The sequence below is a fragment of the Mesorhizobium sp. B3-1-9 genome (assembly GCF_006439595.1).
In the GTDB taxonomy this organism is placed as follows: domain Bacteria; phylum Pseudomonadota; class Alphaproteobacteria; order Rhizobiales; family Rhizobiaceae; genus Mesorhizobium.
Genome location: NZ_VFTJ01000013.1, coordinates 93616 through 115292 on the forward strand (window position 1 = coordinate 93616; position 21677 = coordinate 115292).

Annotated in this window: 21 protein-coding genes; 14 read left to right on the forward strand and 7 right to left on the reverse strand. The window is 63.8% G+C overall.

From position 1 onward, the window contains the following. The first annotated feature begins 33 nt into the window (after positions 1 to 33). Positions 34 to 2223 (forward strand): anthranilate synthase, encoded by a 2190-nt coding sequence (locus tag FJW07_RS21695; RefSeq protein ID WP_140858724.1) that lies wholly within the window; start codon positions 34 to 36, stop codon positions 2221 to 2223. A gap of 5 nt (positions 2224 to 2228) precedes the next feature. Then, entirely contained in the window at positions 2229 to 3176 is a 948-nt protein-coding gene (locus FJW07_RS21700; RefSeq protein ID WP_140858725.1) for a cation diffusion facilitator family transporter, read from the forward strand. A gap of 151 nt (positions 3177 to 3327) precedes the next feature. Here the strand turns inward: FJW07_RS21700 and FJW07_RS21705 are convergent, their stop codons facing one another. Then, positions 3328 to 4428 carry a hypothetical protein gene (locus FJW07_RS21705; protein ID WP_140858726.1) on the reverse strand — a complete coding sequence of 367 codons (1101 nt, stop codon included), beginning with the start codon at positions 4426 to 4428 and terminating at the stop codon, positions 3328 to 3330. 99 nt (positions 4429 to 4527) lie between these two features. Here FJW07_RS21705 and FJW07_RS21710 point away from each other — a divergent pair, with 99 nt between their 5' ends. The 5 genes from FJW07_RS21710 (at position 4528) to FJW07_RS21735 (ending at position 7574) form a co-directional block, all read left to right on the forward strand. Beyond that, a complete protein-coding gene (locus tag FJW07_RS21710; protein ID WP_140858727.1) occupies positions 4528 to 4962 on the forward strand; it encodes a DsrE family protein in 435 nt (144 codons plus the stop codon). Positions 4963 to 5028: 66 nt separating this feature from the next. Continuing rightward, the gene (locus FJW07_RS21715) at positions 5029 to 5802 is read left to right on the forward strand and encodes an SDR family oxidoreductase (protein WP_181166803.1); all 774 of its coding nucleotides are present in this window, start codon (positions 5029 to 5031) and stop codon (positions 5800 to 5802) included. A 52-nt stretch (positions 5803 to 5854) separates the two neighbouring features. Continuing rightward, entirely contained in the window at positions 5855 to 6166 is a 312-nt protein-coding gene (locus tag FJW07_RS21720) for a putative quinol monooxygenase (protein ID WP_140645698.1), read from the forward strand. Between the two features lie 46 nt (positions 6167 to 6212). Next, positions 6213 to 6443: a type II toxin-antitoxin system prevent-host-death family antitoxin gene (locus tag FJW07_RS21725; RefSeq protein WP_140858752.1), complete on the forward strand. Its 231-nt coding sequence runs from the start codon at positions 6213 to 6215 to the stop codon at positions 6441 to 6443. A 378-nt stretch (positions 6444 to 6821) separates the two neighbouring features. After that, positions 6822 to 7574 (forward strand): SDR family NAD(P)-dependent oxidoreductase, encoded by a 753-nt coding sequence (locus FJW07_RS21735; protein WP_140858753.1) that lies wholly within the window; start codon positions 6822 to 6824, stop codon positions 7572 to 7574. Here FJW07_RS21735 and FJW07_RS21740 read toward each other — a convergent pair whose 3' ends face one another. Further along, positions 7575 to 8480 (reverse strand): LysR family transcriptional regulator, encoded by a 906-nt coding sequence (locus FJW07_RS21740; protein WP_140704011.1) that lies wholly within the window; start codon positions 8478 to 8480, stop codon positions 7575 to 7577. A gap of 159 nt (positions 8481 to 8639) precedes the next feature. Between FJW07_RS21740 and FJW07_RS21745 the strand changes: the two genes are divergently transcribed. After that, the gene (locus FJW07_RS21745; RefSeq protein WP_140858729.1) at positions 8640 to 10175 is read left to right on the forward strand and encodes an MFS transporter; all 1536 of its coding nucleotides are present in this window, start codon (positions 8640 to 8642) and stop codon (positions 10173 to 10175) included. Positions 10176 to 10238: 63 nt separating this feature from the next. On the opposite strand, the gene FJW07_RS21750 is transcribed toward FJW07_RS21745, so the two are convergent. The 3 genes from FJW07_RS21750 to FJW07_RS21760 are packed head-to-tail and all read right to left on the reverse strand — an operon-like array spanning position 10239 to position 12500. Further along, positions 10239 to 10553 (reverse strand): nuclear transport factor 2 family protein, encoded by a 315-nt coding sequence (locus FJW07_RS21750; protein ID WP_140858730.1) that lies wholly within the window; start codon positions 10551 to 10553, stop codon positions 10239 to 10241. Then, positions 10553 to 11329, reverse strand: coding sequence for an alpha/beta hydrolase-fold protein (locus FJW07_RS21755; RefSeq protein ID WP_140858731.1), 777 nt, complete (start codon positions 11327 to 11329; stop codon positions 10553 to 10555). The genes FJW07_RS21750 and FJW07_RS21755 overlap by 1 nt, the downstream gene beginning before the upstream one ends. A 4-nt stretch (positions 11330 to 11333) precedes the next feature. Beyond that, positions 11334 to 12500, reverse strand: coding sequence for an ATP-grasp domain-containing protein (locus tag FJW07_RS21760; protein ID WP_140858732.1), 1167 nt, complete (start codon positions 12498 to 12500; stop codon positions 11334 to 11336). A 430-nt stretch (positions 12501 to 12930) separates the two neighbouring features. On the opposite strand from FJW07_RS21760, the gene leuA reads away from it, so the two are divergent. The 4 genes from leuA to FJW07_RS21785 all read left to right on the forward strand — a co-directional run bounded on the left by leuA (position 12931) and on the right by FJW07_RS21785 (position 18471). Then, on the forward strand, positions 12931 to 14670 hold the full coding sequence (gene leuA, locus FJW07_RS21770) for a 2-isopropylmalate synthase (RefSeq protein WP_140858733.1): 1740 nt from the start codon (positions 12931 to 12933) through the stop codon (positions 14668 to 14670). 227 nt (positions 14671 to 14897) lie between these two features. Next, on the forward strand, positions 14898 to 16685 hold the full coding sequence (locus FJW07_RS21775; protein ID WP_140858754.1) for a hypothetical protein: 1788 nt from the start codon (positions 14898 to 14900) through the stop codon (positions 16683 to 16685). 202 nt (positions 16686 to 16887) lie between these two features. Further along, entirely contained in the window at positions 16888 to 17691 is an 804-nt protein-coding gene (locus FJW07_RS21780) for an alpha/beta fold hydrolase (protein WP_140858734.1), read from the forward strand. A 159-nt stretch (positions 17692 to 17850) separates the two neighbouring features. Continuing rightward, entirely contained in the window at positions 17851 to 18471 is a 621-nt protein-coding gene (locus FJW07_RS21785; protein ID WP_140653252.1) for a hypothetical protein, read from the forward strand. On the opposite strand, the gene FJW07_RS21790 is transcribed toward FJW07_RS21785, so the two are convergent. Next, entirely contained in the window at positions 18461 to 19396 is a 936-nt protein-coding gene (locus FJW07_RS21790) for a metallophosphoesterase (protein ID WP_140645687.1), read from the reverse strand. The genes FJW07_RS21785 and FJW07_RS21790 overlap by 11 nt on opposite strands. A 170-nt stretch (positions 19397 to 19566) precedes the next feature. On the opposite strand from FJW07_RS21790, the gene FJW07_RS21795 reads away from it, so the two are divergent. Together FJW07_RS21795 and FJW07_RS21800 are read left to right on the forward strand one after the other, a co-directional pair. Continuing rightward, the gene (locus FJW07_RS21795; protein WP_140782410.1) at positions 19567 to 20070 is read left to right on the forward strand and encodes an NUDIX domain-containing protein; all 504 of its coding nucleotides are present in this window, start codon (positions 19567 to 19569) and stop codon (positions 20068 to 20070) included. Next, positions 20039 to 20623, forward strand: a complete 585-nt coding sequence (locus tag FJW07_RS21800) for an ABZJ_00895 family protein (RefSeq protein WP_140782411.1) — start codon at positions 20039 to 20041, stop codon at positions 20621 to 20623. The genes FJW07_RS21795 and FJW07_RS21800 overlap by 32 nt, the downstream gene beginning before the upstream one ends. Before the next feature lie 21 nt (positions 20624 to 20644). On the opposite strand, the gene FJW07_RS21805 is transcribed toward FJW07_RS21800, so the two are convergent. After that, positions 20645 to 21631, reverse strand: a complete 987-nt coding sequence (locus FJW07_RS21805; protein ID WP_140782412.1) for a glutathione S-transferase family protein — start codon at positions 21629 to 21631, stop codon at positions 20645 to 20647. Between the last annotated feature and the right edge of the window lie 46 nt (positions 21632 to 21677).

Genomic DNA, 21677 nt, shown 5'->3' on the forward strand with positions numbered 1-21677 from the left:
GGTCCGTTGCCCAAAACGCTGATGGAGACGGCAATGACGACTAAAGTTCTGGACAACGGGGCGGAGCGTTTCGTCACCGCGGGCGGCGTGACGATCACCCGCGAACGCCACGACAGGCCCTATGAAGGCGCGATCGATGCCTATGTCGACGGCCTGAATTCTCGCCGCGGCGCAGTGTTTTCCTCCAACTACGAATATCCGGGCCGCTACACGCGCTGGGATACGGCCATCATCGATCCGCCGCTGGTGATCTCGGCGCGGGGGCGCACGATGCGCATAGAAGCGCTGAACAAGCGCGGCGAAGCGCTGTTGCCCGTGATCGGCAAGGCGCTTGCCAGCTTGAGCGAAGTGACGATCTCCGAGACCTCGAAGACGCTCATTCGCCTCGATGTGGCGAAACCCGGCCGCGTCTTCACCGAAGAGGAGCGCAGCCGCGTTCCGTCGGTGTTTACGGTGCTGCGCGCCATCACCGCGCTGTTCAAGACCGCCGAAGACGCCAATCTCGGCCTCTACGGCGCCTTCGGCTACGACCTGGCCTTCCAGTTCGACCCGGTCGACTACAAGCTCGAGCGCAAGGAAAGCCAGCGCGACCTCGTGCTGTTCCTGCCCGACGAGATCCTGGTCGTCGACCATTATTCGACCAAGGCCTGGACCGACCGCTACGACTATTCGGGCGAAGGCTTCTCGACCGACGGCTTGCCGCGCGACGCCACCGCCGAGCCGTTCAAGACCGCCGACCGCATCCCGCCGCGCGGCGACCACGAGCCGGGCGAATACGCCAACCTGGTGCGGCGCGCCATGGAGAGCTTCAAGCGCGGCGACCTGTTCGAGGTCGTGCCTGGACAGATGTTCTACGAGCGCTGCGAGACCCAGCCTTCCGACATCTCGCGCAAGCTGAAGTCGATCAACCCCTCGCCCTATTCCTTCTTCATCAATCTCGGCGAAAACGAATATCTGATCGGCGCCTCGCCGGAGATGTTCGTGCGCGTCAACGGCCGCCGCGTCGAGACCTGCCCGATCTCGGGCACGATCAAGCGCGGCGACGACGCCATTTCCGACAGCGAGCAGATCCTGAAACTGCTCAACTCGAAGAAGGATGAATCCGAGCTCACCATGTGCTCGGACGTCGACCGCAACGACAAGTCGCGCGTCTGCGAGCCGGGCTCGGTGCGCGTCATCGGCCGCCGCCAGATCGAGATGTATTCGCGCCTGATCCACACCGTCGACCACATCGAGGGGCGGCTGCGCGAAGGCATGGACGCCTTCGACGCGTTTCTCTCACACGCCTGGGCCGTCACCGTCACCGGCGCGCCGAAGCTGTGGGCCATGCGCTTCATCGAGCAGAACGAGAAGAGCCCGCGCGCCTGGTATGGCGGCGCCGTCGGCATGGTCAACTTCAACGGCGACATGAACACCGGACTGACCTTGCGCACCATCCGCATCAAGGACGGCATCGCCGAGGTGCGCGCCGGCGCCACGCTGCTTTTCGACAGCGTGCCCGAGGAAGAAGAAGCCGAAACCGAACTGAAGGCATCCGCCATGCTCTCCGCCATCCGCGACGCCAAGACCGGCAACGCCACCGGAACCGAGCGCACCACCGCGCGCGTCGGCGACGGTGTCAACATCCTGCTGGTCGACCATGAGGACAGTTTCGTCCACACCTTGGCCAACTACTTTCGGCAGACCGGCGCCAATGTTTCCACGGTGCGCTCGCCGGTGCCGGAAGAGGTTTTCGAGCGGCTCAAGCCGGATCTCGTCGTGCTGTCGCCCGGACCGGGCACGCCGAAGGATTTCGACTGCGCCGCCACCATCAAGAAGGCGCGCGCCCGGGACCTGCCGATCTTCGGCGTCTGTCTCGGCCTGCAGGCACTGGCCGAGGCCTATGGCGGCGAGTTGCGGCAGTTGCACATCCCCATGCATGGCAAGCCGTCGCGCATCCGCGTCTCGAAGCCGGGCATCATCTTCTCCGGACTGCCAAAGGAAGTGACCGTCGGCCGCTACCACTCGATCTTCGCCGACCCCGTGCGCCTGCCCGACGGTTTCGTGGTCACCGCCGAGACCGAGGACGGCGTCATCATGGCCTTCGAGCACCGCAAGGAGCCGATCGCGGCGGTGCAGTTCCATCCGGAATCGATCATGACGCTCGGTCACAATGCCGGCATGCGCATCATCGAGAACATCGTCGCGCATCTGCCGCGCAAGGCCAAGGAAAAGGCCGCTTAGAAAAGATGGCGCAAACGCTGGACACGACAGCGGCCGCAGCGAAAGCCGCGACCCGGGAGAAGGTCGCCAGGCTTGCCTTCTGGTCGATCGTCGTCGCCTGTGTCGTGCTCGTCTTGAAGCTTGCCGCCTGGTACATCACCGGCTCCGTCGCGCTCTATTCCGACGCGTTGGAATCGATCGTCAACGTGATTGCCTCGGCCGCCGCCTTCTGGGCGATCCAGGTCAGCTACAAGCCCGCCGATCAGGACCATCCCTTCGGCCACCACAAGGCCGAGTATCTTTCAGCGGTGCTGGAAGGCGTGCTGATCGTCGTCGCGGCGCTGCTGATCCTCAACGAGGTCTGGCAGTCCTGGCAGCATCCGGCTCCGCTCGAACAGCCCTGGGAAGGCCTTGCGGTCAACGGCGTCGCGACGGTCATCAATGCGATCTGGGCCTGGGCGCTGATCCGCACCGGCCGGAACGCGAAGTCGCCCGCGCTTGTCGCCGACGGCCAGCACATCATGACCGATGTGGTGACATCCGTCGGCGTGTTCGGCGGTCTTGTCGGCGCCGTGCTCACCGGCTGGCAGATCCTCGATCCGGCGCTGGCCGTCATCGTCGCGCTCAACATCCTGTGGCAGGGCTGGCATGTCATCGGCTCGTCGATGAACGGGCTGATGGACCGCGCCGTCGACAACCACGAGCACATGCAGATCCGCGACATCATCTCGGCCAATTCGAAGGGCGCGCTCGAAGTGCACGACCTGAAGACGCGCATAGCCGGGCGCGCCACCTTCATCGAGTTCCACCTCGTCGTCGACGCCGACATGACGGTCGGCGCCAGCCATGTCATCTGCGACCGCATCGAGGATGCGCTGAAAGCCGAAAACCCCTCGGTGCGCGTCACCATCCATGTCGAGCCGGACGACGAGGCCAAGCTGCCGAAAGGCACCACGGCGGTGCCTTTCGCTTAGCGCCAACCAGGGCCTGTCGAGATTCAGGTCAGGCCGAGTCGAGAACGATGGCTTCCGAGAACCGGCGCGGAGCGTACTTAAAAGTACGTGAGCACCGGAAGCGCAGGAAGCCACCGTTCGCAGGCCGGCCTCACCTGAATATCGGCAGGCCTTACGGCGCGCAGGCCGACTGTGGCAGTGGCTGCAGCCGATAGACCTTGTCGTCGGACCTGGTCTTGCCATTCGCCGCCTTCGAGCAGAGATCGAGGACCGCCACCGCATTGTTGGGGTTCGCGACCATCATCGTGCCGTTGGCGCCGCGCTTGAGGAAAATTTCCTTCTGCGAGATGTCGCAGGAAAAGTCGCTCATCTTCGAGCTGGCCGAACAGCGCCACTGGTCGGCCTCGCCCTGGCAGGAATAGGTCTGCGTGACCTTTCCCCCTTTCTGCCTCGTCGTCACCGAAACGGCGATGTCCGCCCCGTCGGGCCAGTTCGCGGCATCGCCGCCGGCGGCGAAGGAGGCGAGCTCGACAGGTCCGCGGAAAACACGGATCGATTGCGTCAGTTGGTTGAGATGCGACTTCAGATGCGCATCGTCGTAGTCACGCCCGAAGCAGAAGGGCTGATCGGGCTTGAGCCGCACGCGCAGCGGATCGCCAAGCGCCGGGTCGATCGGATCGATGCGCGCGAACTCCGCCTTGCAGCTGTCGGCCGGCATCGGATCCAGCTTGAAATTATCGTCCTCGCTGCCCAGCACCTGCTTGTTGTATTCCGCTTTGCCGAGCTGTTCTTCCGAATCCGGGTCGAGATAGACGTCTTGCGACAGACCGGATAGAAGCAGCTTTCCCTTGTCGTCGACTTTCAGCGAAGCCAGCGTGCGGTCGCAATCCATGCCGCAGCGGACGCCGCTCGCCTTGTCGCTTGGATCCTCCTTGTTGCACCAGCTGCTTGCCCATTCCGGCTTCTTGGCGCCGCGCACCGTGGTGGTGAGGAAGCCGTTATAGGAAGTATCCTGGTTGGCGGCGGGTTCTTCGTTCGGCCGGCTCACCGGGTCATGGCCGTAGAGGAAGAAGATGCGCGCCACCTTCTGATGCGGATGCGCCTTGAGATGGGCGGCGTCGTAGACGCGGCCGAAGCAGGCGTCGGCGCCAGTCGGGCTGAGCTCGGGAAGTTTGGGCGGCTGTTCGGCGCGCGCCGCGCCGACTAAAGCGGCAAGGGCGGCGCAAAGCGCCACGCCCGCCATGGTCCTCGCCACCATGGTCCTCGATGTCATGTGATCCTCCTCCCACCGACAGGGCCGGGATATGCTAGTCTAGGAGTGCCGCCTGGACCACGCAAAATCGCGCGAGCGGGCGAGGCGAGGGAGGATAGGATGCTGCGCCGTGACATTTTTCGTGCCGGTCTCGCAGGCGCCACGGGCCTGTTCGGCCTGGGCCGGGCAAATGCGGCAACACCTGAGGGGCGGCTGAAAGTCGCCTACCACCTCAGCGACGCGGACAAGGTCAACTTCGTCCTCGGCAACATCAAGAACCACTATGAAGGCACCGGCGGCAATGTCGATATCGTGCTTGTGGTGCACGGTCCGGCTCTGGCCGCCTTCAAGTCCAAGGGCGCTTCCGGCGCTGTTTCCAGCCGCTTCGCGGGCCTCGTCCAGCAGGGACTTGTCCCGCAAGCCTGCGGCAACACCTTGCACGGCATGGATATCGCACTGACCGACCTGCTGGCGGGCTTCGAGCTTGCCGAGAAGGGCGGCGTCGTGAGGCTCGCCGAGCTGCAGCACCAGGGCTATGTCTATCTCAGGCCCTGAATGCGCGGACTTGAAGGCCAGGCCGACAATGGCCTACGAAGGATGGCAGCCCGGAGGCCAGCCGACATGACGACACTTGCCATCCCCGATCTTGCCGGCAAGGCGGTGCTGGTCACCGGCGCTTCGACCGGCATCGGCGCGGCCCTTGCCCGTGCTTACGCGGCGCAGAAATGCCGCGTGGCGCTGCATTACAACGCGAGCCTAGCGCCCGCCGAAATCGTGGCCGGATCCATCCGCGACGATGGCGGCGAGGTGTTTCTGGTCCAGGGCGACTTTTCGAAACCTGCCGACGTCGAACGTGTCGTCGAGGAGAGCGCAAACCATTTCGGCCGGCTCGACGGCCTGGTCAACAATGCCGGTGGCATGCTCGGCCGCGTCGCTTATGCCGATCAGGACGAGGCGCAGTACGACGCGGTCATGGACCTCAATGCGCGCTCTGTCCTGACCGCCTCGCGCAAGGCGATACCGTGGCTGAAGCGCCAGGGCGGCTTCATCATCAACACCACTTCGATCGCCGCCCGCAACGGCGCCGGCGGCGGCGCAGGCCTCTATGGTTCGTCCAAAGCCTTCGTCTCCAACGTGACGCGCGGCATGGCCAAGGAGTTGATCGGCTTTGGCATCCGCGTCAACGCCGTGGCGCCGGGCACGATCCTGACGCCCTTCCACGAACGCTATTCGAACGCCGAGCAGATCAAGGCGATGGTCGCCACCATACCGCAGGGCCGCGCCGGAACGCCTGAGGATTGCGTCGGCGCCTATCTGTTCCTGTCGTCCGACCTGTTGAGCGGCTACATCATCGGCCAGGTGATCGAGGTCAATGGTGGCCAGTTGATGCCGTGAGCGGTCGATTGCATACTCGGTGCAGCGCGCAACCTGGAGGGAGAGCAAAGGCATGTACGGACTGATCGGCAAGATGCGGGCGGCGCGCGGCCAGCGCGATGCGGTCATGGACGTGCTGCGCGAAAGCACCGGCGCCCTCCCCGGTTGCCTGAGCTACATCATCGCCATCGATCCGGTCGACGCCGACGCGATCTGGGTCACCGAAGTATGGACCGACCAAGCGAGCCACAAGGCCTCGCTGCAATTGCCGGAAGTCCAGGCCGCGATCGCCAAGGCGCGTCCCTTCATCGCCGGCTTCGAGTTCCAGGTCGAGACCAACCCGGTCGGCGGCTTTGGCCTTCCCGCGCCCGAAAAGGCCGGCTGACTGGGGAACAGCTCTATCGTTTGTTGGAGCACCTAATGCGGACCGTATCCACCATGCAAAGACTAATTTATCACGTCTGGTAGACCAGGCCGCCGGAGGTGAGCCGTTTATCATCACCAAGGCAGGCAAGCCGTTGGTCAAGGTCGTGCCTATCGGTCAACCTACCGCTGCACAGATACGGCGTGTGGACTTTATGGCTGGCCAGTTTTCCAGCCCCGAAAGTTTCGATCGCATGGGTGGCGAAGAGATCGAAGCGTTGTTTGGCATGGACAAGTGAGGGTGTTGCGGCCCTGCCAACAAGGCGCCACGAGGGTTCGCATTCCCGGCTCCGGGTCTAAGACCAAAAGGTGGACTCCTCACCAGAGCGCCCTCGGACGCGGCGCTTCTGGAGCGCATGGCGCGGAATCTCCTTCGTCATGGCCTTGCAGTCGGCGCGCTTCCTGGTCGTGCTGCTCATTGGGCCAAGCGTAGCCAGACTGGTGGCGCGAAACGTCAGGGGCTGATCCGGGCTATCCAATGCCAAAGCATTCCAGGAAAGTGCTCGGCGGTTTTCCGTCCGGAATTGCGTAAAAACAGAAAATTGGAGCAGGTCGGCAATCCTGTCGGGATGCTGAATTGCTCTAAAGAAGCAGGGGAATTGCCGATGAACCGCCGTTTGAACGCCGTCGATCTTTCCGGCCGCATCGCCGTGGTGACGGGCGGCGCGCAAGGCATCGGCCTTGCGGTCGCGCGACGCCTGCTGTCGTCGGGCGCCGGTGTCGCTATCTGGGACGTCGACCAAGCCGCGATGGCCAAGGCCGCCGCCGAGTTCGCTTCGCTCGGCCGCGTCGAGGCCATCCTTTGCGACCAGTCGCAGATCGAGGCCGTCGACCGCGCCGCCACTGAGACCGAGCGGACGCTCGGCCCCGTCGATCTCCTGGTCAACAATGCCGGCATTGCCGGGCCGGCGGCGACGGTGGTGGACTACGATCCCGCCGCATGGCGCCAGATCGTCGATATCGATCTCAACGGCGTCTTCTATTGCTGCAAGCGCCTCGTGCCCGGCATGATCGCGCGCAATTACGGCCGCATCGTCAACATCTCCTCGGTGGCCGGCAAGGAAGGCAATCCCAATGCCGCCGCCTATTCCGCTGCAAAAGCCGGCGTGCTGGCGCTGACCAAGTCGCTCGGCAAGGAGCTCGCCGGCCACGACATCGCCGTCAACGCGCTGACCCCCTCGCCCGCTCGCACCCGCATTCTGGAGCAACTCACCGAGGCCCAGGTCGCTTATATGCTCGGCAAAGTGCCGCGCGGCCGTTTCGTCGAGGTCGAAGAGGCGGCCGCTATGATCGTCTTCATGCTGTCGGACGAGAACTCCTTCACCACCGGCGCGACCTTCGACCTCTCCGGCGGACGCACGACCTACTGATCATCGCCGCGGGCTCTCGTCCCGCCCTGCCGCAAGCCGTTCGGGCAGGAAATCGACGAAGACGCGGACCTTCGGCGAGAGGTGGCGATTGGACGGCCACAGCATGCGGAACTGGCCGCGGCCGTCGACATCGTCTTCAAGCACGGTGCGCAGCTTTCCCTCATGCAGCGCCTCCCGCACCAGGAAATCGGGCATGCAGGCGATGCCGAGACCGGCAAGCGTCGCGCCTTTCAACGCCTCCATGTTGTTGCAGGTCAGCATCGAACGGATCTGCGGCGCGGCGCTCCCGGTGATGAACGGCCAGTCGAGCAGCCTGCCGCTGTTGAGAAAGCGGAAATGTATGCCGAAATGCGCCGTGAGATCCGCGGGCGTGCGGGGCGTGCCATGCCGGTCAAGATAGGAAGCGGCCGCATACAGAAGCATGCGAAAGGGCGCGACCGGCCTCGACACCAATCGTGAGTCGGGCAACTCGCCGCTGCGGATCGCGACGTCGATACCCTCGTCGATGACGTCGACGATGCGATCGTTGAAATCGATGTCGAGTTCGATTTCGGGATAGCGGGCCATGAACTCCGACAGCACCGGCAACAGCAGGTGATAGGTGACGATCGGCGTCGAGATGCGTAGCCGGCCATGCGGCGTCTCGCGTGTGCGCGACAGCATCGCCTCCGCGTCTTCCATGTCGTCGAGGATGCGGCGCACCCGCTCGTTGAACAGCTTGCCCTCCTCGGTCAGGCCGATGCGCCGCGTACTGCGCTGCAGCAGCCGCACGCCAAGCTCCTGCTCGAGCCGGGCGACGCTCTTGCCGACGGCGGAGGCGGAGATGCCGAGCGCCCGTCCGGCGGTGACGAAACTGCCTAGCTCGGCAGTGCGGGTGAAAGCCAGAAGGCCGTTGAGACGATCCACGGTACAAACCTATTTCGAGCCCTATTCGAGCGTTTCATTCCGGGATGACTGGAGATCTAATACTATTTTGCCGGAAATGTCACCGCCCTATCTTGTCGTTACGATCGGCGCCGCCAGTCAGGGGCACGCCGGCAAGCCCGCCACAGATAGGAAAAAGCCATGACTTTGATGACCAGAACCGGCCCGGCCGGCAGATGGCTCGTGTTGCTATCGGTTTGCCTCGCAGCCATGACGATGCCGTTGAGCTTCACCGGCCCTGCCGTGGCGCTGTCCCGCATTGCCGCCGATCTCGGCGGCAGTCCAATCGAGCTCAACTGGGTGACCAATGCCTTCATGCTGACCTTCGGCGCCGGCCTGATGGCGGCCGGGGCGCTGGCCGACAACCATGGCCGCAAGCGGATCTTCCTCGTCGGCCTCGCGAGCTATGTGCTTGCCGCGCTGAGCTGCATGCTGGCGCCGGACATCGTCTGGTTCGACATGTTCAGAGCCCTGCAAGGCATTGGCGGCGCTGCCGCCTTCGCCGGCGGCGCCTCTGCGCTTGCCCAGGAATTCGATGGGCAATTGCGGCTGCGCGCCTTCAGTTTCCTCGGCACCAGCTTCGGCATCGGGCTCGCCTTCGGCCCAGTCGCCTCCGGCCTGCTCATCGATACATTCGGCTGGCGCGCGATCTTTCTTCTCGTGGCGGCGCTTGCGATTGCTGCCGCCGCACTTGGCCTGCGCACCGTCGCCGAATCGCGCGACCCTGACGCAACCGGACTCGACTGGGCGGGAGCCGGCACCTTTACCGTCGCGCTTGCCGCGCTGACCTATGGCGTGCTGCAGGCGCCGCAGAGCGGCTGGGCCAATCCCTTCGTTGTCGCGCTTCTCGGCGTGGCCGCCATCTTCTTTGCCGCCTTCGTCATTGTCGAGCGGCGCGTGCGCCGGCCGATGCTGGACCTGACGCTGTTTCGCTTCCCGCGTTTCGTCGGCGTCCAGTTCCTGGCCGCGGCACCCGCCTATGCCTTCGTCGTCCTGCTCGTGCTCCTGCCGATCCGCTTCATCGGCGTCGAGGGGATGAGCGAGATCAGGGCGGGGCAATTGATGATCTGCCTCTCCGGGCCGCTGCTGATCTTGCCGCTGCTGGCCGGCCAGGCGGCGCGCTGGATCGCTCCGGCGACGATCTGCGGTGCTGGCCTGCTCGTCGCCGCGGCCGGCCTTGTCTGGCTCAGCCGGGTGCCCGCGGCGGACAGCGCGCTGGTGGCTCCGCTGATCCTGATCGGCATCGGCATCGCCTTGCCCTGGGGGCTGATGGACGGACTTGCCGTCAGCGTCGTGCCGAAGGAGCGCGCCGGCATGGCGGTCGGCATCTTCAACACCACCCGCGTCGCCTGCGAGGGCGTGGCGCTGGCGATCGTCATGGCGACCTTGTCCGGTTTCACGGCCGCGCGGCTCGGCGCTCAAGGGCTGGCCTCGCCCGCCGAAGCGGCCGCGGCGGCGCAACTTCTGGTTACCGGCAACATCGTGGGAACGGTGCAACATCTGCACTTGGCCGACGCCAGTGCCCTGGTTCAAGCCTACGAGACGGCCTTCGACCGGTTGCTCGTCGTGCTGGCGACCATCACCGCGCTGACCGCCATCGTCGTCTTTCTCGGCCTGCGTCGCGGATCGGCGCCGGAACAAGACGTCGCTCCTATCCCGGCCTGCCAGGAAGGCTGAGGTCACCAAGCCGGGCGCGCTCTTCCGGCCTTCTCCGCCGACCGCCCCACGGCCTGTCCGGCCTCAGCTGATGATCAGGCTTGCGATCCGGTCGCCGTCCAGCGTGAAGGCCATGTCGCCCTCACCGTTGAAGCCGTTGCCCATCACGGCGACGCGGGCGTGGTAGACGCCGTCGCGCTGCGCGACGCGCACGATGCGAAGGTTGGACTGGACGCCGATATTGTCCGACTGGTTCCACCGCGCGATCCCGTCGCGGCCACGGAAATCGCGACCCCAGTCGCTGAGGAAAGCATCGTCGGTAAATGCGGCCAGAAAGGCTTCGGTATCGCCGGCATTGGTGGCTTCGACAAAGCGGCGGATCGCGTCGGGCGTGGTCATCAGTCCAACCTGTGCATGAGGTCGTCATCCAGCCAGCGCCCGAAGAAATAGACAAGCTGCTTGTGCCACCACGGCCAGTCGTGGCTGACGTCCCCGCCCCAATAGTCGACCCAGGCCGGGATGGATTTATCGCGCAGCACCTGTTCCAGCTCGCGCGTCTCGACCAGCATGCGCTCTTCCCAGGCGCCCTGCCCGCAGCAGAAGATGAGCCGCAGCGCCTTGAGCCGCCCGAGCAGCTTCTGGTCGACGATGCCGGGAAGATAGTCGAGCGGCGAGTTGAAATAGATGTTGCCTTCAAGCGTCCGGCCGAAGAAATCGCGGGCCGAATAGACGCCGGACAGCGAGATCACGCCGCTCGCCAGCTCCGGGAAGCGGAACACGAAGTTCGACGAGTGGTAGCCGCCCATCGAGCAGCCGCAAAGCAGCGGCTTCAAGGCGCGGCCGCCATTGGACTTGGCGGCGACCGCCTGCAACTCCGGCAGCGCTTCCTCGCGCACATAGCGGAAATAGGCCTCATGGCGGGCGATGCGATGCGCCGCGTCGGCATGCTTGTTGAAGAAGGATTCCGAATCGATGCCGTCGAGCGTGAACAGCTGGATGCGGCCGGTGTCGATGAACTCGGCGAGCGCGCCGACGCCGCCGGAATCCTCGAACTGGTAGAACCGCCCCTGCGAGGTCGGGAACACCACCACCGGGCGCCCGGCATGGCCGTAGCGCTTGTATTCCATGTCGCGGCCGAGATTGCGGGCATGGCCCTTGTGATAGGAGACGTCCATCGGCTCAGGCCTTTTCCGCGTGGATATAGTCGACCGCCTGGCGCAGCGCCTTCGGATCCTTCGAACGCATCTGGTAGGCGTAGTTGCCCATGGCGCGGCTGAAGACCTCTTCGATGGCCTGGTGGTGGACGATCTTGTCGCCGTGGGCGGCTAGCACGTCCGCATGGCTGTGCAAATAGTCGATATGGCGTTTGCGGCTGGCATAGGCGGTGAAATACTTGCCCTTGTAAGGGCCGCCGGCGGCATCCTTGACCACCATGTCGGCCCAGGCGGCATAGACGTCGATGTCGAACGTGTAGTTGATGGCGTCCGTCATCCAGGCGCCGGGCGGGCGCATGTTGACCTCGAGCGCGATGATGCGCTTGTCCCTGGTTTCGAACAGCTCGATATGGAAGAAGCGCTCGCGCACGTCGAACGCTTTCAGGATCTTGCGCCCCGCCTCCTCGACCGCCGGGGTGATTTCGGGGAAGCAGGTGTAGCTCATGTGGCGGTCCTTGTTGACCGCATCCATGATGCTCTGGTCGTAGCGGTGACTGGCCGCCAGCACCACCTCGCCGTCGCGGTTGACCAGCCCGTCGAAGGTCACCACCAACCCTTCGATGAACTGCTCCATGACGAAAGTGACGCCCTCCGGCTTGTCCCTGAAGAACTGGTCGAGCTCCTTGGCGTTGGAGATCTTGAAGGTGTTGGAAGCGCCGGAGCCCGAATCCGGCTTGACCACCACCGGGTAGCCGACACGGCGGATGAAGGTCATGGCGCCGGCGCGGTCGGAGCATTTGCGCTGCGGAATGGTCTCGACGCCGCTCTTGCGGAAGAAGGCGCGCATGCGGCTCTTCCGCTTCAAATTCTTCACGAAATCGACCTTGGTGCCGAAGATGTTGAAGTCGGTTCGGATGTTGGCTTCGAGTTCGAGCCAATGCTCGTTGAGCGACTCGAAGCGGTCGATGCGGCCCCATTTGTGGATGAAATGCCCCATCGCCCGGAACACGGCATCGTAATTTTCCATGTCGGCGATGCGGTAATATTCCGAAAGCGCCGCCTTCAGCTTGCCGTTCAAGGTCTCGTAAGGCGCATCGCCGATGCCGAGCACGGTGGCGCCGGCTTTTTTCAGCCGGTCGCAGAACTCGACGCCGTTGGCCGGGAAATGCGGCGAGAAGAACACGAAATTCATGGGCGACCCCTCCCCGAAGCTTCGCTCGGTAGCGAAGCCTTCGAAGCCAAGTCTGGCGCATTTGCGAGGCGCGGGGAAGAGCACCCGCAGCGGCAGCGTTATCAGTCAAGGCGCACTCGGCCATGCGTCCCGCTTGCCTCCGCCGGGCCGCTCCTGTAAGAGAGCCGCCATGACCATGCGCGCCCGCTCCGTCGCTTCTTCTCGCACCGGCTTCGCCGGCGAGACCGCGCGCGCGCTCGCTTCGACCCTGCTTCTTCTCGGCCTTATCGGCGATCGCCGGGTTCGCTGAAGGAGCGCCCGGCGGTCGGTACCCGCCGCCTCAGGCGCATGCTCCTTGGCAAAGTCACAATCAAGCGAATGAAATTCTGGTAGAGGCGTCGCTCGCCATCAATCCGCCCAAGGCGAACGCGAGCCGCCCGGAGAAGAGACGATGAACGCACGAGAAGAAATCCGCGCCGGCGAGGCTGAAGCCGGGAAGCGCGCGGCCGGCCACATGCCGGATGCAGCACGCAAATACCAATCTTACCCGACGGTCGGCCTGACCGACCGCACCTGGCCGAACAAGGTGATCGACAAGGCGCCGATCTGGTGCTCGGTCGACCTGCGCGACGGCAACCAGGCGCTGATCGATCCGATGGGCCACGAACGCAAGGCGCGCATGTTCGCCATGCTGCTCGACATGGGCTTCAAGGAAATCGAGATCGGTTTCCCCTCGGCCTCGCAGACCGACTTCGACTTCGCCCGCTGGTGCATCGAGGAAGGCGGCGTGCCGCGCGATGTATCGCTCCAAGTGCTGGTGCAGTGCCGGCCCGAGCTGATCACGCGAACCTTCGAGGCGCTCAAAGGCGCGCACCGCCCGATCGTGCATTTCTACAATTCGACCAGCGAGCTGCAGCGCCGCGTCGTCTTCGAGAAGGACGTCGCCGGCATCAAGCGCATCGCCACCGACGCCGCCAAGATGATCACCGACATGGCGGCCAAGGCCGGCGGCGGCTACCGCTTCGAATATTCGCCCGAAAGCTTCACCGGCACCGAGCTCGAGGTCGCGCTGGAAATCTGCAACGCCGTCACCGAGATCGTGAAGCCGACGGCCGACAACAAGCTCATCATCAACCTGCCCTCGACGGTCGAGATGTCGACGCCCAACGTCTATGCCGACCGCATCGAGTGGATGTGCCGCAATCTCGACAACCGCGAGAACCTGATCGTCTCGCTGCACCCGCATAATGACCGCGGCACCGGCATCGCCACCACCGAGCTCGGCCTGATGGCTGGCGCCGACCGCGTCGAAGGCACGCTGTTCGGCAATGGCGAGCGCACCGGCAATGTCGACATCGTCACGCTGGCGCTCAACATGTTCACCCAGGGCGTCGACCCGGAGCTCGACTGCTCCGACATCAACCGGATGAAGGATGTCTACGAGTATTCGAACCAGCTGAAGATCCCGGAGCGCCACCCTTATGTCGGCGAACTGGTCTACACGGCTTTCTCCGGCTCGCACCAGGATGCCATCAACAAGGGCATGAAGGCGCTGAAGAAGGCCAACACGCCGATCTGGGAAGTGCCCTATCTGCCGATCGATCCGGCCGATGTCGGCCGTACCTACGAGGCGATCATCCGCATCAATTCGCAGTCGGGCAAGGGCGGCATCGCCTATGTGCTGCAGGCCGATTACGGCCTCAATTTGCCGCGCAATCTGCAAATCGAGTTCAGCCAGGCGATCCAGGCGATCACCGATGCGGAAGGCAAGGAAGTTCCGGCCAAGCGCATCCATGAACGCTTCCTCGAAACCTATGTCGACCAGCCCGGCGCGCGCCTGAAGTTCCTCGACCATCGCACCTATCCCGACACCGAGGTGAAGGGCCGGCGCATGGTCGAAGCGGATATCCTCGACAACGGCAAGGAAGTCACCATCACCGGCTCGGGCACGGGCCCGATCGACGGCTTTGTCGATGCGCTCTCGCGCCATGTCGGCGTGGAGATGTCGGTGCTCGACTATTCCGAGCATTCCTTGCAGCGCGGCTCCAACGCCTCGGCGATCTCCTATGTCGAGATGGAGTATCCGGGCGGCAAGCTGTTCGGCGCCGGCATCAACACCAACATCGTGGCCGCGTCGCTGGAGGCCGTTGTTTCGGCCGCCAACCGGATCATCGGCGGCTCGAGCAGATGATGCGAAACGATCAGGCTCGGCGGCAGGCTTGACCGGGTAGATCTGTCCAAGCGTGGCGCATTCCAATTGCGCCACGCTTCAGACACAGACGCGAAAGCTGCCATTCGTTAACCTGCGGGGGAATTTCCGGTGGCTTACGCGAAAGCATAATAGAAGCATCCTTGTGCGCCGGCGCGAGCGCTATATTATCGCGCCCTAACCTGTGCCGACTTCGAAAGGTTCGACACTTGGAGCATGCCCCGCCTGCCGCCCCCGCAGTGCGCGAGACATTGGAGCGACTGCTAGCCAGCGAAACGTTCGGACGATCCGAGCGTGCCCGCAGGCTATTACGCTATCTGGTCGAACGCGAGCAGGCCGGCGAGGCGGACAGGCTGAAAGGCGTTTCGATCGCCATGGACGTCTTCGGCAAGGACGGCGATTTCGATGCCTCCACCGATGCCGTGGTCAGGGTCCAGGCCGGCCGCCTGCGCGAGCTCCTGGAGCAGTACTTCGCCAATGAAGGTGTCGCCGAGCCCGTGCGCATCGCGATTCCGCGTGGCGGCTATGTCCCGTCCTATGAGCTGAATGCAATCCGTCTGCCTGGCGACGCCAGGTCCGCCTCCGGCGCCATCGCACGATCAGGCGCATCTGCCAACGCTGCTCCGGCCGCGGCCGAATATCTCCATGGCCCGACGCTCGGCGAGCCTGTAGCGCCCATGGCGCCCGCGGCACCTGCCCAGTCGCTCACGCGGCAGCTGCGGTTCTTCTGGGCTGCCATGGTCCTGGTCATTGTCATGCTCGGCGTGCTCATCGCGCGTCAAAGCAGTGCCTTCCTCAACGGCGGCGACACGACCGTGACAGTCGAAACGGCGCGCCTGGCTGGCACCGCCGCCCAGCCGGCATTCGACTCGCTGCCGCTGATCTACATTGCGATGAAGGCGGATGGAGCGGAAGCAGCTCGCGTCGCGTCATCGCTGCGCGCCGGGCTTGCCGGTTTCGACACCATCGATTTCATCGGGCGTGACCCGGATTCGACGCGCGATCGGTCCGCCGATCCAATCAGTTTCGTTTTCGAAATTGTCCCCGGGCCTGCTGCCGGCGACGTCACGGTGGAATTGCAGAGCGTCGCGACCGGCCGGGTTCTCCTGTCGCGCAACCTGACATCGGCCGAGAGCGCCTCCGGTGCGGTTGAAAGCAACATCGCCAGCCTTCTCACCTCGACCGTTCCCGCGTCGGGCGCGATCTACAGCTACATTGACCAGAGCGACATCCGGACCAGCCAGATCGGATGCCTGGTGCTCGACGACCGCTATTATCTCGACATGAGCGCCGCGACCCACGAGGCTGCGTATCGCTGCCTGGAGAAGCTGGTCAGCGAGGGCACCAAATCGTCGCTTGTCTACGCGGAACTGGCCTCGCTTCATACGGAAGCTGTCACCAACCACTACGCGTATCCCGCCGGCGCTTCGCTGGAAAAGGCCATGTCCCTTGCCCACCGCGCCGTTCAGATGGGGCCGATGAGCCCGCATGCACATCTCGCCTTCGGCTACCTCAACTCGCGTCTCGGCAACACCGACGAAGCGATCCGGTGGATGCGAAAGGCCTACGAACTCAACCCGTACGATCTCGGCATGGCCGCCGGCTATGGTTACGGTCTGATCTTCGCCGGCAAATATGATGAGGGAACGCCAATCCTGGGCCACGCGGTCGAGGCCTTCAGCGGCCATCCCACCTGGTGGGACTATGGCCTGTTCATCGGAGCCTTCATGCAGGGCGATATGAGAAAGGCGGCGGTCACCAGCGAATCTTTACGCACGACCGCATCCAAGCCGCACTACCTGGCCGCGCGCCTGATCGGCGCCAGGATTTCAGGCCGCGACAAGCTGGCGGGCGAGCTTGCCAACAAGCTCACCGCCGAATTCCCGAAATTCGCCGCCGACCCGCGCGCGACATTCGTCGACCGCAAATACCCCGCCGATCTCACCGACCGGCTGGTGCAGTCCCTGCGGGCCGCCGGGATCGGCAACCCGAGCTAATCCACTCCGCGCCTGTGTTTAGGCCACACGATCGCCGGAGCGGAAGTATGATGCTGTGGTCCAGCAAGTATTAGGACATGCTTGCGCGTCGAACGCCTGACGGCGCCGCGGTCGCGAAAATTTTACTGGCCATGGGTCTGGATCGGGAGCAATTCAGCCACAATTTGAAATTGCTGCCTGTCTTCTTCACCGCTCCATTTTCATGCTTCCATTCCCTTATGCCGCCGTGGGCGGCGCTGGTCCGAAGACGATCGTCCTTCTGCACGGCTTCGGAGCCTGTAGTGAGATCTGGCGTGACGTCGCGACCTCGCTGGCGGCGGAGGCGAGAGTGCTGGCCTATGATCTGCCGGGCCATGGACAATCACTCGAATGCGAAGGCATGGGCGGCGCCAAGCCGGCCGCGCGGGCCATCCTGGCCGATCTTGCCGCGCGCCAGTTAGGCAAGGTCCACCTCGTCGGTCACTCCATGGGCGGCGCGATCGCGACACTGATGGCGCTTGCCGACCCCGGCAGGGTTGCCTCGCTCACTCTGTTGGCGCCCGGCGGCTTCGGCCCGGAGGTCAACGCAGCCTTGCTGCGCCGCTATGCCGCTGCGGCCGGCAGGAAGCAGGTCCGCGCCAGCCTTGCGGCCATGTCGGGTCCGCGCAGCGCGCCGCCCGACCACGTGGTGGATGCGTTGTGCCGGATGCGCACCCGGCCGGGCCAGTTGCAGACCCTGATCGATATGGCGGCCGCGATGACAAGGGATGACCGGCAAGGAGTGATCCCCCGCGCACAGATGGATACGCTTGACATGCCGGTGATGGTTGTCTGGGGAGCGGAGGATCCGCTGCTGCCGGTCGAGCAGGCCGAGGCGCTGCCGTCGCATTTCCGCCTGCACCATGTCCTTGACGCGGGTCATATGCTGGTCGAGGAGGCTCCGGACCTGATTGCCGAAATCGTGCGTCGCAACACGCGCCGGCACGGCAGACGGTTGCGTCCGCCTCTGGGCGCGGCGGCGAGCTGATCGCTGATTGTCCTGCGGGATTGGCTCTTCCGGACCGACCTCGAAAAATATCCGTAACCCGCTTCCGCCGGACCGCAGCAGTCGCACGGCTCGTCGTCGGCAGTGCATTTTGCCCGCGATTGTGTTAACTCGCTGTTAACCAACAACGAGGCAGCCGCCATGAAGGATGCAGGCGACAAAATCACCCCGATCGAGCCCTCGCGGAAGCTCGCCGATGCGGTACGCGACATCAAGAACGCCTTCGCCGACCGCGACGATGTGATTGTGGAGATGCGCGATGCGCACCGCATGCGCCTCGATCTTCTGGCAACCGAGCTCGCCCCGGTCTTTGCCGATGTTCCGGCCGACATGGACAGCTTCGACTTCGCCGTCTCGTCCGGCCTGCAGCCGCGGCTATGGATCGACGCGGTGAGCCACGTCGCCATGGGACGCGACCGCCGCACCTATCGATTCCTCAAGGATACGCGCGTCGGCCGCGTGGTGCTGGCCGAATCGACCGAGCTGAAAGCCGTCGCCGATGCGGTGACGCGCTACGTGGCGGAACGTGTCGTCGAGCGGCAGCGCATGATGGAAGGGAGCATGGAGAGCGCCGTTCCGGGCCTGCATCGCCCCATGGTCAAGGAAGCGGAGCCGCCGATCCGATCCGAAACCCGCCGCGGCAATGGTTGGACGACGTTCTTCGCCGGCCTCGGCCTGATCGCCGCCGGCGCCCTTGTCGGCCTGGCGGTTTCGCTGGCGTTGTTCTGGGATCGCATCGTGCACATGAAGATCAGCTTCTGACGAGTTCACGGTCCTTCACGACCGGCACGTCGAGATCCATCGTTTGCAGATCCGAAGGCGGCAGCGCCGGCCCCGTCAGGCCGCGCCGGATCAGGCGGAGACGCCAGTCGCCTTTTTCGCCGTCGATTTCGAACAGATTGTACTGAGCGGCCGGATGCTTGCCGCCCGGTGCCTGGCCTGCGGCGGCAACCCCGACCACGGGCACTTTGGCGCCACGTGCGCCGATGGTGAACAGCGACGGCAGATGCGAATGGCCGTGCAGGACGAGTTCCGCGCCATGCCGGCGAATGACCTTGTGAAAGCGAGCGATGCCGAACAGCCGCTTATGCTGCGGTACGGCGCCGCGCACCGGCGGGTGGTGGATCATGATGGCGCGGAAAAGCCCTTGTTTCGCCGCATCGTCGAGGATCTTGCCGAGCCGCTCGGCCTGCCCCTCCATGAAGAAGCCGTTGGCCATGAAGGGCGCGGTGGCGCGCGCCGTGGTGACGCCGATCAGCGCGACATTGGCGCGCACGCGCAGATACGGAAAGGAATTGCGGTCGACCGGACTGTTGACGCCGTCGCCCGTCATCCAGGGAGCCCACGCCCGGCAAACCTTGTCGAAGGCGCCCGGCACATAGGCGTCGTGATTGCCAGGGACCACGGAGACGTCATGCGGCGATCCGAGCGTCTCCAGCCAGTGCTTGGCCATCTCGATCTCGCCGTCGAGCGCCAGGTTGACGAGATCGCCGGTGACGGCGAGGTGATCGGGCGCGCCGGCCTTGATGTCGGCGACGATGGTGTCGATCACCGCGTCATGCATATGGCGGCGGCGATTGCGCTGCCAGTTGACATAGCCCAGCACGCGCTTGGACGCGAGGTCGCGATAGGTTACATCGGGCAGCGGTCCCAGATGAGCATCGGAAATATGCGCGAGCCTGAACATGGCCCCTTCTTAAGCGACGCCGGCAAGGCTTTCCACTCACCGTTTGCTGTTCGCCCAAGCAGGTTCCGCAAAAGTGTCCCACGGTTTTGCGGTCAGAACCTGCGAAAAACAAGGAAAGCCAAGCAGATGTTCGTGGGGCAACCCACGAACGTCTGCTTGGGGATCGTTGGATGAATCGCCGAACCGATTCGGAAGAGGCATTCCGCCAGACCGGCTGGCCGGGGTTGCGGGCAAGGCTGTTCCATTTTTACTTCCTGTTGCGCCGCCCGATGACGCTTGGCGTGCGCGGGCTGGTCTATGACCGCGCCTCCAACTCCGTCTTCCTGATCCGCCACACCTATGTTCCCGGTTGGCAATTGCCGGGCGGCGGCGTCGAGGTCGGCGAAACCCTCGAGGAAGCGCTGGCGCGCGAACTGGCCGAGGAAGGCAATATCGCTCTGACCGCGCCGCCGGTGCTGAAATCGATGCATTTCAACCGCCGCCCCAGCAAGCGCGATCATGTCGGCCTTTATCTGATCGAAGCTTTCCGCCAGACGGCGCCGAAACTGCCCGACCATGAGATCGCCGAGGCGGCTTTCTTTCCGCTCGATCGTTTGCCGGAGCACACGACGCCGGCGACACTTCGACGGATCGCTGAAACTCTTGGAGCCGAACTACCATCCCACTACTGGTGACTTGATCGCGGCGATTTTTCTTGCGTTTGAAATTCAAGACTCTATCATTTCTGAAACGTGGGGAAATATGATGCTCATAGACAACATGGAAACGGTGAATATTTGGCGCTACGTTGGAATTTACATTACTATTACAATCGTACTGTATCTCGCGTGGATCGCCTTTGTGTATATGGTTCCATCCATGGAGTCAGCCACGGCAACACCCGTTAATCTAGCCATAGTATTCGCATCCACCTCTTTCTCTTACTGGGCATTCATAAAGCGACACGGAAGGCTTTTTGAGCGAAACGAGTACTGGAAAATAGTCATATTTTCGACAGTCGCATCGCTGCTGTTTTCAATGGTTTGCCTGCTGTTTTCAATGGCGGTAGGCATCGCGCCGGCGAGCTTGGAACACGTCTCCGCCGGAGCCTGGGTAATGGTTCTGGCAATACTTGCGCTGTTTGGTTTTTGCATCAACGCCATCGGCTTCAACAAACGGTTCGGCAAAAGGTTTTTGAAGGCCAACCGCGGCAGACGGGCTCAACTCGATGCGGAGCCCTTTCAATAACCTGCTCGCGGTCGATGGATTTCAAGCCGCCTTCCTGAACCTGTTACGGTCATGCGGCGCGGCATAATCAAGCTCAGGCCCTGCCGGAACGATTCCCGTCGGATTGATCGACCCGTGGCTGCCGTAATAATGCGCCTTGATGTGATGCAGGTCGACCGTGCCCGCGACGCCGGGCACCTGATAGAGATCGCGCAGATAGTTCGACAGGTTCGGATAGTCGGCGATGCGGCGCAGGTTGCATTTGAAGTGGCCGACATAGACCGGATCGAAACGAACCAGCGTCGTGAACAGCCGCCAATCGGCCTCGGTGATGCGTTCGCCGGCCAGATAGCGCTGGTTCGAAAGCCGCTCCTCGATCGTATCGAGCGCCGAGAACAATTCGCCGAACGCTTCCTCATAGGCTTTCTGCGCGGTGGCGAAGCCGGCGCGATAGACGCCGTTGTTGATCGCCGGATAGACCAGCGCGTTGATCTTGTCGATCTCCGCCCGCAGCGCCGCCGGATAGAAGTCGAGACCGGCATCGCCCCATTCGTCGAAGGCGGAATTGAGCATGCGGATGATCTCGGAGGACTCGTTGTTCACGATGGTCTGCTGCCTTTTGTCCCACAGCACCGGCACCGTCACACGGCCTGAATAGGCCGGATCGGCCTTGGCATAGATCTGGTGCAGGAAATCGAGACCGTAGAGCGTGTCGCCGGTGGCGCCGTCCTCGGCTTTGAAGGTCCAGCCGTTCTCGCCCATGAAATGATGCACCACGGAGACCGAAATGATGTCCTCGAGCTTCTTCAGGGCACGGAAGATCAGTGTGCGATGCGCCCATGGGCAGGCGAGCGAGACATAGAGGTGATAGCGGCCGGGTTCCGCCTTGAAGCCGCGTGCGCGCCCTTCGGCCGGCCTGCCATCGCGCGTAATCCAGTCGCGCCATTGCGACTCCGTCCGCACGAACCGCCCACCGCTGTCGGTGTTCGGCGCGCGATCCTGCCATTTGCCTTCGATCAGCAATCCCATGCGAAAATCTCCCTTGCGGTTGGAGATTATCTAGGTTGATGACCGG